At 66.1% G+C, this 16,362-nt stretch carries 10 protein-coding genes; 6 read left to right on the top strand and 4 right to left on the bottom strand.

Annotated elements, in window-relative coordinates; genetic code table 11:
- Nucleotides 1–28: 28 nt before the first annotated feature.
- A complete protein-coding gene (locus tag JMJ55_RS25365) occupies nt 29–3,412 on the bottom strand; it encodes an ATP-binding protein (RefSeq protein ID WP_407927559.1) in 3,384 nt (1,127 codons plus the stop codon).
- Between the two features lie 248 nt (nt 3,413–3,660).
- Between JMJ55_RS25365 and JMJ55_RS25360 the strand changes: the two genes are divergently transcribed.
- Complete coding sequence (locus JMJ55_RS25360) at nt 3,661–5,790, top strand: S41 family peptidase (protein WP_202828412.1); 2,130 nt, start codon at nt 3,661–3,663, stop codon at nt 5,788–5,790.
- Between the two features lie 274 nt (nt 5,791–6,064).
- Nucleotides 6,065–7,936 (top strand): type VI secretion system Vgr family protein, encoded by a 1,872-nt coding sequence (locus JMJ55_RS25355; protein WP_202828411.1) that lies wholly within the window; start codon nt 6,065–6,067, stop codon nt 7,934–7,936.
- A 215-nt stretch (nt 7,937–8,151) separates the two neighbouring features.
- On the opposite strand, the gene JMJ55_RS25350 is transcribed toward JMJ55_RS25355, so the two are convergent.
- Nucleotides 8,152–8,919: a hypothetical protein gene (locus JMJ55_RS25350; RefSeq protein ID WP_202828410.1), complete on the bottom strand. Its 768-nt coding sequence runs from the start codon at nt 8,917–8,919 to the stop codon at nt 8,152–8,154.
- 373 nt (nt 8,920–9,292) lie between these two features.
- Here JMJ55_RS25350 and JMJ55_RS25345 point away from each other — a divergent pair.
- A protein-coding gene (locus tag JMJ55_RS25345) for an IS5 family transposase (RefSeq protein ID WP_202828409.1) occupies nt 9,293–10,131 on the top strand; the annotation gives its coding sequence in 2 pieces (ribosomal slippage) (nt 9,293–9,680 and nt 9,680–10,131; 840 coding nt in all).
- Between the two features lie 208 nt (nt 10,132–10,339).
- On the opposite strand, the gene JMJ55_RS25340 is transcribed toward JMJ55_RS25345, so the two are convergent.
- Both JMJ55_RS25340 and JMJ55_RS32125 read right to left on the bottom strand, forming a co-directional pair.
- Entirely contained in the window at nt 10,340–10,684 is a 345-nt protein-coding gene (locus JMJ55_RS25340) for a hypothetical protein (RefSeq protein WP_202828408.1), read from the bottom strand.
- Between the two features lie 47 nt (nt 10,685–10,731).
- Nucleotides 10,732–11,274, bottom strand: coding sequence for an IS4/Tn5 family transposase DNA-binding protein (locus tag JMJ55_RS32125; RefSeq protein ID WP_202828407.1), 543 nt, complete (start codon nt 11,272–11,274; stop codon nt 10,732–10,734).
- 298 nt (nt 11,275–11,572) lie between these two features.
- Between JMJ55_RS32125 and JMJ55_RS25330 the strand changes: the two genes are divergently transcribed.
- The 3 genes from JMJ55_RS25330 to JMJ55_RS25320 are packed head-to-tail and all read left to right on the top strand — an operon-like array spanning nt 11,573 to nt 16,272.
- On the top strand, nt 11,573–11,911 hold the full coding sequence (locus JMJ55_RS25330; RefSeq protein WP_202828406.1) for a PAAR domain-containing protein: 339 nt from the start codon (nt 11,573–11,575) through the stop codon (nt 11,909–11,911).
- A 37-nt stretch (nt 11,912–11,948) separates the two neighbouring features.
- Nucleotides 11,949–15,569, top strand: coding sequence for a DUF4123 domain-containing protein (locus JMJ55_RS25325; RefSeq protein ID WP_202828405.1), 3,621 nt, complete (start codon nt 11,949–11,951; stop codon nt 15,567–15,569).
- A gap of 4 nt (nt 15,570–15,573) precedes the next feature.
- On the top strand, nt 15,574–16,272 hold the full coding sequence (locus JMJ55_RS25320; protein ID WP_202828404.1) for a hypothetical protein: 699 nt from the start codon (nt 15,574–15,576) through the stop codon (nt 16,270–16,272).
- Nucleotides 16,273–16,362: the final 90 nt, after the last annotated feature.

Raw genomic sequence — 16,362 nt, 5'->3', positions numbered from 1 at the left:
TCCGATCCGTTAGTTGCACAGTCCTCTGTCAGCCAAGACCTGGCTCGTCCACCAAGGGCGCCTTCGCCGATATCGTGGCGCTCCCTGCTGCAAGGGCCGCGAGAGCCGCGCTCGCGGCCACTGCACCGCCCTCCATTCCGCAGGACTTGTATAGCTCAATGGCCCGGCCGAACCCCGCCCGCGCCTCGGCTGGACGGCCCGTATGGGCGAAAAGGTCAGCGAGGCTGTGATGGCAGTGCGCCAACTCCGGGTTCATGCCGAGGTCACGGGCGATTTCCGCGGCGCTCTGGAACCAGACCTCGGCACGCCGGACCGGATCGGTGCCGGCACAATCTCTCGCGGCGATCGCCCCGAGCAACCGGGAGGCATGCGCCTCGAGCGGTCGGTATCCCTTGCTGCGTGCGAAATCCAACGCCTCACCCACAGAGCGCTCGGCCTCCTCATGGGCGCCGCCGAGCAGCTGGGCGAGCCCGAGCGCCGCCGCGCACCACCCATGTAAAGCCACTAGCGATTGCAACTTCGCCTGCTCCGCGATTTCGGTGAGAAGCGTGCGAGCCTCCTCGACCCGTCCCGCCAGGGCGTAGCTCCGGCCGAGGTACCGCGCCACGTGCGGAATCAGCAGCCTGATCTCGCTCGCTTGAGCGATACGCAGCCCCTCCTCCAGGGGGCGGGTCGCGCCCTCCAACTCGCCCAGGGTAAGGTGCACCAGCCCCAGCGCGGCATGGGCGTAGCTGAGGTCGTAGGGCCGCCCCGTCTCCTTTGCGATCCTGAGCGCCTCGCGGGCGCGAGCGAAGGCCGGCCCTGGCCGGCCGACGAGGCAGTAAGTGTGCGAGAGGGAGACGAGGCAAAGGACTGAAGCCGTGCCGGTGGTTCCGGCATGTCGCTTGGGCGGATCCTTCATGATTGATGCGATGGTGCCCGTGAGAACCTCCTCGGCTTTCCGGAACTCCCCGCGATTCCAGTAAGCTTGACCGAGCGCGAAGCCCGAGCTGACGAAGCAAGCCTCATCCTCAAGCTGCAGCGCAAGCGCGCGTCCCTGCAGCCCTGCCTCTACCGCCTCATCAAGCTCGCCGAGGTTGTTCAGGATAGTGGAGCGGCTGATGATGGCCGGCATGAGCCGGCGCTCGTCCCCGATGGAGCGCGCGAGCGCCTCGGCCTCCTGCAGGTGCTTGCGTACCTGCTCAAGATCGCCAGCGGCCGCCAGCGCGATCCGGAGCCCGAGCCGGACGTCGATGGTGAGGTGGACCGCCTCGCGCTCCGCGGGCAGGTGGTGCACTGCTTCCAGGGCACGCTCGAAGAAGGTCGTCGCTGCCTGATGAGCAGAGCGGGCATTGGCACGATGGCCTGCCTTGCAGCAGTAGCCAGCGGCTTTCGCCCACTCTGCGGCGCGCAACGCGTGATCGGCAAGCCGCTCCGTAAACTCGTCAATGCGCTCGGGGAAGTTTTCCTCGATCGCGCACATCACCTGGCCGTGCAGCGCCCGCCGTCGCCGCATCAGCATGCTGTCGTAAGTGACCGCGTGGGTTAAGGCGTGCTTAAAGGTGTACTCCGCGCCCGAGGACTCGGTGACCTCGTAGAGGAACTCCTGCGAGCGGAGCTCAAGCAGCAGTCGGACCAGTCTCTCCTCCGAGAGACCCGCGACCGCGCGGAGCAGCGGGATCGGCACGTCTTTGCCGATGACTGAGGCTACCTGCAGCAGCATGCGCTCCTCGGCTGGCAGTCGGTCAATGCGCGAGGCGAGTACGGTCTGCACCGTGGCCGGGATCTCCACCTCCTCGGCGCTACGCGTCAGCCGGTAGCGCGCCCGCTCGCTCACAAGTACGCCGGTCTCCACCAGCGTGCGTGCGATCTCCTCCAGAAATAGGGGCATGCCGTCAGTCTGCTTGATGATCCGTTGCCTGAGGGACTCGAGCTCGGCCGCATCGCCAAGCAGACTGCGCAGCAGCCGGTCGGAGGCGCCCGCCTCGAGCGGGCCGAGCTGCACGAGCGAGTAGTAGCTGAGGCGCGCCCACTGGTTTTGGTACTCCGGCCGGTAAGTAACGACGAGCAGCACCCGCGCGGCGCCGAGACTGTCCACGATGGCTTCCAGCACGGACTGGCTCTCAGCATCTGCCCAGTGCATGTCCTCGACTACAAGGATGGACGGCCTAGCCGCGCCGGCTTGCAGCACGAGCGAGCGCACCGCCTCATGCGTGCGCCGCCTGCGCTGCACCGGTTCAAGCTGGCTCCAGCCGGCGTCCCGCACCGGCAGGTCGAGGAGCGAGCGTAGAGGCGCGAGGTCGACCACCCGGCCCTCCCTCAGCGTTGCGGTCGCGGCGACAAGCTTCGCGTCGATCTCGGCTTGGCCGTCCTCGTTTTCCACGGTGAGCCAGGAGCGCAGCATTCCGGCGGTGAGCTTGTAGGGCGTATTCCGGTCGTGCGGCATGGCGGCTGCGGAGATGGAGGGTAGGCCCTCCATCTCTGGGCTGCGCAGGAATTCGTGCACCAGTCGCGACTTCCCAACGCCGGCCTCACCGGAGACCGTCACCACCTGACCACGGCCCTCTCTGGCGCGGTGCAGTGCCTCCAACATCACGGCGAGCTCGGTCCGCCGACCGACGAATGGCGTCAGGCATTGGGTCGCCGCGCGCGCCTGCCAGCGCGTCTGCGCGGCGACACCAAGCAGCTCGAAGACTTCCACCGGGCGAGAAACGCCTTTGATGGCGGTCGGACCCAGGGAGCGCAGCGTGACGAAACCGTGCGCGAGCTGCGCCGTCCTCGCAGTGATGCAGGCGGTACCAGGGACAGCGAGCTGTTCCATCCGGTTCGCGAAATGGGTGGTCAGCCCGACGGCCTCATACTCCATGGAGAGGTCATGGCCGTTGGTTCGCACCAGTACCTCCCCTGAGTTAAGGCCAACGCGGATCTCCACTTGGTCCTGGTCGAGGCTTGAGATGCTCTCGATCATGGCGCGCGCGGCGAAGCAGGCGCGGACCGCGTGGTCCTCGTAGGCCAGCGGTGCGCCGAACACCGCCATTAGGCCATCGCCGCTCATGTGGTTCACCGTTCCACCGTACTGGTGCACCTCCCTGGCCATAACCTGCAGCGCCGGTTCCAGCCGCTGCACCGCCTGCTCGGGATCGAGACCCTGGATGAGCTCCATTGAGCCGCGGATGTCGGCGAACAGCACGGTGACCTGCTTGCGCTCGCCCTCTGAGGCAAAGCGGGAGCCCAGAAGCGCCGCTAGGCGCGGGGGCAGTGACGGCGCGGCCGGGGTGGTCTCCCCCAAGCCGCGTCCGCAGCCGCCGCAAAAGCGTGCGCCTGGACGGTTGGCGTGGCCGCAGGCGAGGCAAGCAAAAGGTAGCGGCGCGCCGCAGGCATCGCAGTACCGGCTGGTGCTCGGGCTCATGGTGCTGCAGTTGCTGCAGAGCATTGATCCGCGGTTCCTGTTCTACATTCCGACTTGGCCAAGCCAGGTCCTGCTGTCCACTTGCGCCGGCTGGCAATGCGACGGCAGACTTGTTCCTGGCTCGGGCGGTCGGGCGGCCCGGCCAGATGGTAGGGCGGATTTCGCGAGCTGGCATAGAGATAATGAACCGCCCCAGCCTCCACCCACAGCGCATGCGCGGACCGGACCGCGGCGCTGAACCACATTGGTTCCGGCTCAGGGAGGACAACAAGATGGCGGAGGATCAGAACAAGAATGTCGCAAGCAGGAACGTTCCGCCTTTCTTCGGCGACGCTCAGGTGGATCTAGAGACTGCGAAACGCCTGGACAAATTTCTCGAGCAAAGAAGGAGAGTGCTGAACCTTGAGAAGCGCCTGGAGATTGTCGACGATGCGATTAGCGTTGTTGAAGATCTCTACATCACCAAGATAGGTGAGAGTGGCGATCCGCTCGAAGGACTCCGTACGCTTCAACGGGAGTTGAAGGAGCGGGTGGACGCAGGGGCAAACAACTACGCCGGCAAGGGCGGCCCGGACTGGCTGAGGGAGGACGATCTCGAGTTCCACGCGGAAATGATCCGCGCCTTCACCGGCTTGCGGGATTTGCACACAGGCTATGTGCCGCCTCCGCCTTTCGATAAGGCGGTGGCCTTCCTGCCCTTCGAGGTCGAGGCCTGCTGGGAGGGAGGGGAGCGCAAGTACATCGTCTCGAACGTCTACAAGAAACTTCCGTGGTACAATCTTCCAAAGGACTTCGAGCGCGGCGTCGAGGTCATACGCTGGGGCGAAGACCCGATGGCGAAAGCCGTCGAGATGTCCGGGGACAAAACCTCCGGCGCGAATGCCGCTACCAAACTGAGTCTTGGCCTCGACCGCATGACCGCGGTCCCACTCGCAAGGGCGCGCTGCCCGCTCGATTGGGGAGTCAAGCTGACCTACCGGACAATGCCGGGTGAAGGTCAAGCCGAGGAAAAGGAAACGGAGGAGCCGGTCCCGTGGTACGTAGCCACGATCCAGTCGGAGGATCCGGAGGTGGGACGTCGCAACGAAACCTGGCGTGCCCTGGGCCAAGGCTTGGACGATGGCCGGGAGGCCGTGCGCCAACTCCGGCGCACCGTGCACCAGCAGGAGGGCCAGGCATGGCTGCCAGAGAGGGCGAAGCCGGCCGATCGGAAACTCGTCTCGAACGTTCGAGCCGACAAGGTGCTGGAGATGCCAGAGCACTGCGAGGCGAGCATCGTCACGCCGTATGCCGGGGACAATGCGCGTTCCGGAGAGGAGTACGGCTACATCCGGATTCGCAGCTTCAAGGTGGCCAACCACAGGTCTTATGTGCGGAAGTTTGCCCGCCTTGTCGCACAGATGCCGCTGAACGGCATCATCCTCGATGTCCGCGACAACCCTGGCGGCCTGATACTGGCGGCCGAGCGCCTACTTCAGATCTTCACACCCGAGTACATCAAGCCGCAGGAGATGGTGTTCCGGAACACCGGTCTTAGTCGGAAGGTCATCAAGCTAGTCCCGGAGTATCGCTGGCGGGGTCCGGACCAAGCGCCCAAAAGGCCGGGACGCGGCAAGCCGCGTCACTACTCTAAACCCGCGCCAATCAGCTCGGAAATTTTGTGCAACAATGTGGGGCAACATTACTACGGTCCCGTGGTACTGATCACTAATGCTCTGAGCTACAGTGCCACCGAACTCTTTGCTGCGGGCTTCAAAAAGTACGAAATCGGCAAGGTTCTCGGCACCGAGAAGAAAACCGGGGGAGGGCGCAGCAACGTCGTGACGCGGTCCACGCTGTGGAAGAACTTTGAACACGCGAAGAGGGCCTTCGGTACGCTGAAAGATGCCGCCGCCGCGCAGGGCGAAAAACCTCAGGACTGGCTCCGGGAACCCAAATGGCCCCTGAAACTCGAGCGTCCACTCGACACGGACCTGCGCGTTACCATCCGGGGTGTGCTGAGCGACGGCGGGAAACTGCACAACGGCGGCGTCACTCGGGATTTCCCCCATCGGATGACGCGTGCCGACGTGCTGGAGGACAACAAAGACCTCCTTAAGACGGCGGCGGATCTCCTGAAGGAGCTTAAGAAGGAGAGGTCGCCCTGCCAGCTCCGGGAAACCTCCTGCTACAAGGAGGGCGACACGATCGTCGCAAGGATTAAGACCGGCAACATCGACATACTAAAGCTTTTCCTAGATCAGGAGAACAAGGCACGGGTCACGGCGCACGTGGCCAATGGCGTCCACCCCTACGAGATCCGGGGGTGGGACGCGGGGAAGGGCAAGCTCCTCCGGCTCGAGGGCTACTCGGACGATAACGGGACGACGCCGGTGGCGACGCGGAAGATCCGACTCCAATAGCTCGGGCGATCGCAGCCGGACCGCCTGCCACGACCCGAGACGACGGCAGGGTCGTGGCGGCTGGCGGGGCAACGTGGCGCCGCGGGCGAGCGCGGGCCGGCGGGTCATCCTGTGTTTCCCCAGATGGTGTCCATCGCTGCGCTTCCCTCTCCTGCCTGCTGGGAGTGTGACCGAGCGCACGGCGTGAGGATTGGGAAACCGACCACTCTGCACGCCTCGAGCATGGGCCGCGCTAGCGGAGCGATGGGCGGCCCTGGGCTCATCCGAGACGAGGATGTGGAAGGAGGAAGGCTCCATCGTGGCGAAGCAGCGCGAGGCCCGGCTCCATCTCGAGGCACCCTCTCCGATGACCCTCCTCCGCCTCACCGGCCGCGAGGAGGTGAGCCGGGTCTTCTCCTACGACCTCACCTTGCTGAGCCCGAATTTCGACATCGACCTCGAGCGGCTGCTCGGCTCCGGCGTCACGGTGGAAATCGAGGTCGAAGGCGGGGTGCGGCCGATCCATGGCATCGTCGCCGACGCGGCGTTCAGGGGGGAGGTGAGCGACCAGGCGCGGTACGACCTCGTCCTGGTGCCCTGGCTGTGGTTCCTGGGCCGGCGCACGGATTGCCGCATCTTCCAGCACCTGAGCGCAATCGAGATCGTCAAGCGGGTGGTGGCCGCGCATGGCGGCCCGCTGCGGGAACGCCTCAGCGGCCACTACGCGGAGCGCGACTATTGCGTGCAGTACCGCGAGAGCGACCTCAATTTCGTCTGCCGGCTGCTCGAGGAGGAGGGCGTGTTCTTCTTCTTCGAGCACTCCGCCGGGCGGCACGAGATGGTACTGGTGGACGATCCGTCGAGGTGCCCGGAACGGCCGGGCTACGGCACCGTGCCCTTCTTCCCGCCCGGCGATCCGGCACGCCGCGAACGCGACCACCTCGACCGATGGGAGATCCTGGCGCGGGCCCGGACAGCGCGCACCGCGATGCGCAGCTTCGACTTTAAGCAGCCATCCAGGCCGCTAGAGGCCGGCGGCCACGAAGCCTCCTGCCATCCGCGCGACGACCAGGAGGCCTACGACTACCCGGGGCGCTTTGTCAGCGCGGGTACGGGGGACACGCGCGCGCGGGTCCGGCTCGAGGAGTTGCGGGCGGACCGGCGCCGGGTGCGTGCGACGGGCGATGCCGTCGGCCTCGCCTGCGGGCACCGCTTCGCCCTGGCGAATTTCCCACGGGCCGAGCAGAACACGGAGCACCTCGTGCTGGCGATGGACACAGTCGTCGAGGTCGAGCCGCCGCGGACCGAGGCGGGACCGGCCTCCGAGCCGTATCGCTGTGCCATTGAGGCTATGAGCACGCGCCAGCCCTTCCGGCCGGCCCGGCTGACGCCGCGCCCCGTCGTGCAGGGACCGCAGACGGCGATCGTAACCGGCCCGGCCGGGGAGGAGATCTACACGGACGAGCACGGCCGGGTGAAGGTGCAGTTCCACTGGGACCGCTTGGGCCGGTCCGACGCGAACAGCTCCTGCTGGCTGCGCGTCAGCCAGGCCTGGGCCGGCGCCGGCTGGGGCGCGATCCAAATCCCCCGCATCGGCCAGGAGGTAATCGTCGACTTCCTGGAGGGCGACCCGGATCAGCCGATCATCACCGGGCGCGTCTATAACGCGCACCAGCGGCCGCCGCACGGCTTGCCGGCCGCGGCGGTGAAGTCCGGCATTAGGAGCAACTCGACGAAGGGCGGCGGCGGCTCGAGCGAGCTAACCTTTGACGATACCAAGGGCAAGGAGCAGGTCTACCTGCACGCCCAACACGACATGAAGAGCGTGGTGGAACACGACGAGACGCACACGGTGGCGACGGGGACCTACACGCACACCGTCGTGGAGAAGTCCGCGGAGCGGAACTCTAAGGGCCAGAACCTAGTCAGATCAACCAAGGCGAACGTCCAGGTGGAGGCCGAGACCTACATCCAGCTCCATGTCGGTCTCAGCACGCTGACCATGGACAAGGATGGCTTGGTGCAGATCAGCGCGAAGAACATCATCCTGGACGCGCAGACGATCTCGTTCTCGGGCAAGACCTCGGTCGAGACGGTGGGCGGGCTGGTGAACAGCACGGCGCAGGGGACGAACACGATCAAGGGCGCGCTGGTGAAGATCAACTGAGGCCATCCTGCCAGCGTGGCATTGTAGCCGCGCCCCGCTGCGGGAGACTCCTCATCCCGCCCGCTTCAGGTTGTCCCCGATAGGCCCAATTGGCACCATTGCTCTGCCTGTGGGAACGAACCCATTCTCGACCCGAAAAAGAAATCCTCGTTCGAAAAAGGTGAGCAACGGGTCGTACGGATCGTCAACGGGCGCTCGCCTTAGCGACGGCCAGTCTATATGGAGCCAGCGAATCGAACTGATCGAGAGCTCGACCACGATTCCTGGGAGGCCGTATCGGTGGAGTTTTTGGGCGACATAATCCTCACCTCCGGCGCCAGTTGCTCCATTAACGCCGAATAACGACGGAAGGTCGCCAAAAGGCCAGCAATGCGAAGCCTGGAGACCATCCAGGATGGATGCTGCACGCTGCAGGTATATCCGGATGAGTTGCACTTCTCGCTGGGTTCGGGCCAGCCGCGGGAAGGATAGTGACTGAAGAGGTTCTCCCGTGGTTGGTTCGGCAGCTTGTTCGCATTTGGTGCTAGGTCGTGGGCACCGAAATACTCGCCGTCCCCCCGGTAGGTGCCACTGCTGTCCCAGACGCTCGGATCGGGAGAGATGTAGGGCACCCCCTGCTCCATCAAGCGAACCTCCACGTACTCGTGTGCCATGAGAGCCCTGAACCGCTCGGCGCCCTTCACGTCGCCGGCCGCCATGGCCAGCGCGCCCGGCACGCCCCCGAGGGCCGTGGCGTCCAGCCGCCCCCGGTCCCCGGCGGACATCACGGGGTCCGCCATGTCGAGCAGCCCGACCGCGCCCTGATGCCCCTGGCCCCGCCAGGCGGGGACAACCACCTCGGTCGACCCCGGCGAACCGGGCGGCGCAGCGGGCGGCCCCCCGGGCAGGGCGTCGGCGGCAGCGCCGCGCGCCTCCGCGGCGGCCTGGGCACTGGCCGCGCCATGCGCCAGCACACCGCCCAGGGCGCCGCTATCGAGGGGCATCGACGCCCCATCCGCCGCCGTGCCGGAGCTTCTCCAGGAAGCCGGTGCGCCCGGCCGCCTGCACATCGGCGAGGTGCGGGTTGCCGATGCCCTCGTGAGGCCAAGCGCGTAGCGTCAGACCCGGGCGGCGGCGGCCGCGTCGCCGCGCTCCTGGTGCAGCAGCGCCAGGTTGTCGCAGACGAAGGCCTCGCCTGGCAGGTTGCCGATGACGCGGTAGAACCGGCTGCCGATCCACGCCCTCTTCGTCCTCTGCAGCTGCGGTCACAACATCCGCAAGATCCTCGCCCACCTTAGTGTCCATCCGGGAACAGATCGAGTGATTTGAATCGGTTGTGATTGGCTCCTGGCGGCGGGTGCGGGAAGAAGGGCGTCCATGTGGACGCCCGAGAACCGGCCAAAATACGACCGCAGCAAGCTGCGCTATCCGAGCGATCTAACCGACGAGGAATGGTCGATCATCGGCCCGCTGATCCCGCTCGCGAAGGGCGGCGGTAACAAACGGACGGTGGACATACGAGGGGTGCTGAACGGGGTGATGTACATCCTGAGCACCGGCTGCCAGTGGGCCGCGCGGCCGTTGGACCTGCCGCCGCGGAGCACGGTGAATGACTATCTGCGACGCTGGGACGAAGACCGGACGCTCGACCGCATCCACCACGCGCTCTACGTTATGTGCCGGGAGCAGGCCGGGCGCGAGGCCAGCCCGACGGCGGCGATCATCGACAGCCAGAGCGTCAAGAGCGCGGAAAAAGGGGGCGCTGCATCGACCCCCCGAGGTATGACGCGGGCAAGAAGATCAAAGGCAAGAAGCGGCACGTCCTGGTCGACACCCAAGGCCTGCTGATGCAGGCCATCATCCATGCCGCCGACATCCAAGACCGCGACGGTGGCGTGCTGCTGATGGGTTCGCTGTTCGGCCTCTACCCCTTTCTGCTGAAACTCTACGCCGACGGCGGGTATCAAGGTGCCAACTTCCAGGCTGGACTGCGCACGGCCTGCCGCCAGATCGACCTCGAGATCGTCAAGCGATCCGAGCTACGCAAGTTCGTCGTGCTGCCGAAGCGCTGGATCGTCGAGCGCACCATCGCCTGGCTCAATCGTTGCCGACGACTGGCCAAGGATTGGGAGTGCCTGAACCGCCGCGCGCTTGCCTTCCTGCGCTGGGCCTCCGTCCGCCGCATGCTCCGAAGGCTGTGTCAGAAAAACAAATGATCCCGGATGGACTCTTAGGGCCCTTCTGCTCGGTCTTCTCGCCGGCCTCATCCAGACAGGCGATTGGGCAGAACGTGACCCGATTACAGCCCAGGCGGCCTGACGGAGTTATTCAAGGTCGACTAGGTAGTCAGCGAGCGTTGGCCGTTGGAGGCGTGGTCGCGTTCGGACCTCGTTAATTCGATCGAGTTGGTCACCAGCTTCCAGTCTATCGGTTCACGCCCGGACGGCGGATTTTCTTCAACGCGTGAATGTAGGTCAGAGCCTGCGGACTGTAGCGCTTCTGCTTGCCCACCGGCGGCAAGGTGTTGCTGGCTGCGAACTTCACTTGTAGCCAAGCCGTTTCGCCCTGATTGATCATGATGCGATGCAGCCCCGCCCAAGGCAATGCCGCCAGCTGGGCAAGGACACGATGAGCAGGCTTGCGCGGGGCAGCATCGGCAGGCCGCACAGCCAGCCTATTGGTTTGCACCCGCACGAGGAAGCTGGTACCGAGGTCCTGCGCGGTGCAGTACAGCTCATAGATGTCGCTCTCCCTGTCACCCACATGCACGCAGCGCTCGGGTGCACCGACGAGCTCGATGGACTGGCGCAGGTTTTCTAGCCATCGATAGCTTTCCTTCGTCTCGATCGATACGCGCGTGGGTTTGATGTGCCGCTTGAGCGCGAGCGTCCTTTGAACCTCGATCGGGTCCAGAACTTCACCGCTGTCAGGCCGATAGGTGTCCCGGCGAGGGTGACGGCAGGCTCGAGTGCATCAGCATCCCGCATAAGGTTTGCGCATTGGGCCGCCAGCTTTGTAGCGCCCGGCATTGATGGTTTTGGTAAAGCCGATCTTTCCCGGCTGCGTGCGGCTGTAGATGAACTCGGTCGTGTCCTGCAGGCCGCTATGCGTGCCGCGGTCGCGGCGAAATGGCCGGCAAGAACGCTATGTTCGGTTACACGTGGGTTGTCGAAGAAGCAGTAGGCCGCCTTTGTCGCTGCCCAGTCGCCGCAGGCTGCTGGAATTGGCTTGCCCAGCGCGGCGGACAGTTGATCCAGCAATCGTCGAAGTCGACGGGCAAGACGCTTATCGAGGAGGGTCGCTGCGGAAAGTTCGTCTTCCTGCCAAGCGGCTTCGCTGCTGCTGGTTCCGGCTCGCATCTGTGCCACCTCCGTACTCCGGCGACGGCAACAGAATCGCGGCAGATTCATGAAAAGCAATGGGCTAACTGAAGATGTGGGTAACGGTAAGGCTGCCCGCTTGGGGACGTCGCGCTCCGTCTTGGGCTGCTCCCTCTCTCTCGCGGCTTCGGAAGGCACAGGGCGCGCACGGCCAGGATGTACCGATGTTGCGTACCGGCGCCGCAGGGCGCGCTTACCGTGTGCCATACGGCACATCCCGGAGCCGCGAAATACCGTGAACTGGCCGTCGTCCTGCAGGAACAGTAGAGGACGGGATATGCCCCAGGCCGCACGGATTTCCGACTTTGAAGCGTGTCCGATAGGAAAGCCCGGGGGCCCCATCGTGACGGGCGAGCCGACCGTGCTCATCGAGGGAATGCCGACGGCGCGCGTGGGGGACACCGCGGCCTGCGCAGATGGCCCGGCCAAGATCGGCTCCGGCTCGCCCTCGGTGCTGATCGCCGGCAGCAAGGCGGCCCGTATTGGGGATACCACCTGCCATGGCGGCCGCATCGTGACTGGCGCGCTGACGGTGCTGATCGGGGACGGCGGGGTCGGCGGAACGGGCGCCCTCGATGCCGCCCGGCAGGCCGGGGCCCCATTCGTGAAGGCATGAACCGGCTTGATGGGGAAATCCTTCGGGGAGGCGTCGGATGGGCCAGGACAGCTTCCGGCAGGCCACGCCTACCCGGCAGCAGGCACCGATCGCGTCCCGCCGCGTCGCCGCCGCAGAACTTGAGGGCTGGGCGGACCGCGGAGTCCTCTACGCCGTTATTGACGCCTGCGGCGCTCCGGCCGTCCCCACCGAGGTCGAGGCGCTCGGCCCTGACCGCGGCTGCTGCCTGTTCCGGGGCTGGGCTGCGGAGAACTTCCGCAACAAGGCGCCATACATTGCGCAGCTTGACAGGGGATTCGCCGCCCGGCTGGCCGCGGAGCCCAGTGGCCGACCCTGGGGCATCCTGCTGGCCTCCAGGGCGGGGTTCGCCGCCGTGCGCCACCACCTCCGGCGCTTCCTCACCGTGCATTCTCCGACCGGCGAGCCCTGGCTTTTCCGCTACTACGATCCGCGCCTCCTGCCGGTGTTCCTGAGGAGTTGCACCGCGGAGGAGCTCGACGCCTTCTTCGGTCCGATAGATGCGTTCGTCTTAGCCGGCAGAGACGGCACTAGCTACGCGGCGTACCGAACCGCCACCGCCGCCGCACCGGCTACCCGGCCCGCCGTCGGCGAGCGGTTCCGCTTGCGCGACGCCCACCTCGCCGCCTTTCGCCGCAAGAACCTGGGTGACGCGCTCCTACGCAGCTTCGCGGGCACGCCCCAGACCGCGGTCCGGGAGACGAAGACCGAGGATATCCTGCTCACGGACCGCAAGGGGCACACCACGCGCTTGTCCTTCGATCGACAAGGCTTCGTCGGCGGCGCCACGAGCCCGCTCGGCCGCAGGTGGCGCCTGACCAACGACCCGGACGGCAGGTTGCTGGAGTTCTCGCTGCCTTCGGGCTCGATCCTGAACCTGTCCTACGACGCAACTGGGCGGCTCGCACGCGTGGCGCGGGACGGTGAGGAGCGCTTCCGTGCGGTGCATGACGAGCACGGGCGGCTGCAGGCGTTGGGATTCCCGGACGGATCGCGCGCCAGCATCCAATACCGCGACACCGGATCGCCGGGAATCCACGATGAGGCCGGCCGCTTCGTCACTGCCCTCACCGACCGCCTCGGCCGCACCGAGCGCTTCACCTACGACGAGGACGAGCTGGCGGCGCTTACCGACGATAACGGCGCCACCACCCGGTTCGAGTACGGGCAGTGGCGCCGACCGGACGCCATGGTGTACCAGGATGGCAGTCGGGAGGGCTACCGGTACGACCCACAGGGCCGCCTCCGGGCCATCCTCCTGCCCGGCGACGTCGGCCTGGAAGTCACCTGCGACGACGCCGGCCATGTCACCCGGCTGGCCGGGACTGATGGCAGCGAAGCGAGCTTCCAGTACGACGCGGCGGGAAGGCTGGTCGCCGCCCGCAATGCCCTGGGCGAGATCACCTTCGCCTATGACGGCGCCGGGCGCCTGGTGGAGGAGCGCCAGGGCGATGCTGTCATGCGCTACGCGTACGACGAGTCCGGCACGCTGGTTGGGTTCACCTACCCCACGGGCGAGACGATCGGCTACGAGCGCGACGCCGACCTCCGGCTGACAGCCATCACGGACTGGACCGGGCGCCGGTACCGGCTCGAGTATGCGCGCCAGGACAGTGCGTGGCGGCTGATTTCGCCGGAAGGTCTCGTCGCCACCGCGCGGCAGGGCCCCGCGGGCCACACGACCTCGCTGAGGGTGGAGCGCGCGGCCGAGCTGCTCTTCGAGACCGCCTATAGCTACGATAGTGAGGACCGGCTGCGCGAGAGGGCCGATTCCCGCCTCGGCATCGCGCGCTACGAATACGACGCCGAGGGGCAGCTCCTTGCCGTCTACGGCCTCTCACCCGGAGCGAGCGAGCGCTTCGCCTATGACGGCGCCGGCAACCGGGTGCGGAGCAACGGCCAGGCGGCGCTTCACAACGCGCTGAACCAGCTTCTCGCCCAGGGTGATCTGCGCTGCACCTATGACGAGCGGGGCAACCTGGTCGAGCGGCGTAGCGGCGCGGCTTGCTGGCGCTACCGCTACGACCTGTCCAACCGCCTGGTCCTGGCCGAGCAGGAGGGGCGGTGGCGTGTCCGCTACGGCTACGATGCGCTGGGTCGCCGCGTGCGCAAGGAGTCCTCGCGCTACGGGCCCGCGGGGTTGGAGTGCACCACCTCCACCCGCTACGTCTGGGCGGGGGAGCATCTGATCCGGGAGGTTGGCGAAACCGCCAGGCATGGCGGAACAGTGAGGCCGCCAGCGCCCGAGAGGCAGGTCCGGGACTATCTCTACTGGCCGCAGTCCCATGTCCCGCTGCTGCTGCGCGAGGCCGGCAGGGTCTACCAGTACCACACCGATCATTCGGGGGTGCCGCGCCGGCTGACCGATACGCATGGGGGAATCGTGTGGGAGGCGGACTACGCCGCCTTCGGCGAGGCACGCATCGCCATCGGGCAGGTTCGCCAGCCGTGGCGGCTGACGGGCCAGTACGAGGACGAGGAAACCGGCCTGCACTACAACCGATTCCGTTACTACGACCCCCGGCTGGGGCGGTACACCAGCCGCGACCCAGTGAGCTACCTCGCCGGCCTGAACCTCTACCGCTACTGCGGCAACGATCCGATTAACTACGGCGATCCGCTCGGTCTGTTGAGCTGGAAGACGATCGCCGTGGTGGCGGCGAGCGTCGCGGTTGGCGCCCTCGTCGTCATGACGGCGCCGATCTCCGGGCCGCTGCTGCTGGTCGCCGCCGGGGCGGCGGCGGGAGCGGTGGGCTTCGGGCTGAATGAGGCGCTGAACCAGGAGCATTTCTGCCTGAGCTGCATCTTGGGTGCGGCCTTGAAGGGCGCGGTGGTTGGGGCGCTCTCCGCACTGCCGTTCCTCTTGGGGCCGGTGGGGATACCGGCCTTCATCGGCGCCGGCATGGCGAGCGGCGCCATCAGCTATACGGCGACCTGCGCCTTCACGCCGGGAATGCCGTGGGACTGGGGCGACTTCGCCCAGTCGGTCGCGCTGGGAGGAGCCTTCGGCGCCCTGGGCGGGGTCATCAACGGTAGCGGTGGCTTCCCACCGTCCTCGTTCCGCCTGCCGGTGCTGCAGCCCGCCTATGCTGGGGTTCCCGTGAGCGCCACGACGGTCACGGTGCCAGGGGTGTCCGTGGGGACGATGGCTGCTGCTGGCACCGGGGCGGCGGTCGGCGGCGGTACGGCCGCCGCCATGGCCTCCACCGGGGGCGGCGGAGACGATGGCAAAGGGGACAAAGGAGGGCACCAGACGACGGTGCCGCAGGATGTCTATATCGGCGGGAATAAGACTGCACCTCGTCCGCCCCGCATAAAAGGGGTCAACACGAAGCCAAACCAGAATTCAGATCTCATCCCGGATGCCGAAGGAAATCTGGAGCCAGGCCCTCCGGATGGTTGGCCCGACGGAGCCTCATCCTTTGCCGACAAGAACAAACTGCCATCGGGGTTCACGCCATACAAAGTCCCGGCCGGGACCGAGCTGCCGGAGGGGCTTGGGATTCGGGCCGATGGTAAAGACGTGGGTGGGCCACATGGGCCGACGCATCACACCATATACCCCACCCGCCCGATGTCGGCCGAGGAGTTCCTGAAGAAGTTCGGGGAGATTAAGACGGTGAAGGAAAACGGGAGCTAGGGAGATGACCAGGAAGTCGGACTCCCGGCGCGAGATTTGCGCGAAGCTTTGGCGGGATGTCGTTGCAGCGTACGAGAACAAAATCCGAGCACGCCATGAGCTGGTGGCACGGAGTCAGGGCAGCTTGAGTGGCCTCCTACACCACGGCCCGTCCTCGTGGGAAAACGAATCCGCGGCGGAGGAAGTCAGAGAGGCCTTGGCTGATACCGACCACGGAAGCAGCGGCGAAGAGCCGACCCGACAGGATCAGGAACTCTGGCGCAGCTTCGTGAGCGCGCACAGATCTTCCCGCTTGGCGCAGGATGGCTTCTTGAGAGAATGCGATTCTGCCGTGGAGATTCTGCGGCACGCCATGAACGCCACCGGAAGATGCAGGCGGGCAGCACTGGACACCGCTGCACTTCTAAAGCCGCACCAGAAGATGGAGCTGCTGGAAGACCTCTTGGCCTTGGCGAGCTACACTCACGGCCAGACTCACCTTAGCAGGAGGATAGTGCTCTCCCTGCCTACGGAGTGGCTCAAAGTCCATCTGGAGCAAGCTGCGAAGCCCATCCTTCAGGATGCCTCCTACGAGGAGTTCGGATGGCTGCTCGAACTGTACAAAGAGGTCGACATGGACCTTGCGCGGAAACTCGCCGAAGAGGCTGTGAACCACCCTGAGGAGGACGTCAGGAGTGTTGGCCGAGATTTCTTCACGACCTGAGCTTGAGTTTGCACGTGCCGTGTGCGTTGGTGTTGGTGCAGGGAACCGCCGGGAGCCGGGGCGGGTGGCCCGGCTACGGCCGAACCGTTA

It is taken from the genome of Belnapia mucosa (assembly GCF_016775475.1).
In the GTDB taxonomy this organism is placed as follows: domain Bacteria; phylum Pseudomonadota; class Alphaproteobacteria; order Acetobacterales; family Acetobacteraceae; genus Belnapia; species Belnapia mucosa.
This window is presented reverse-complemented; position numbering and strand designations above follow the sequence as displayed.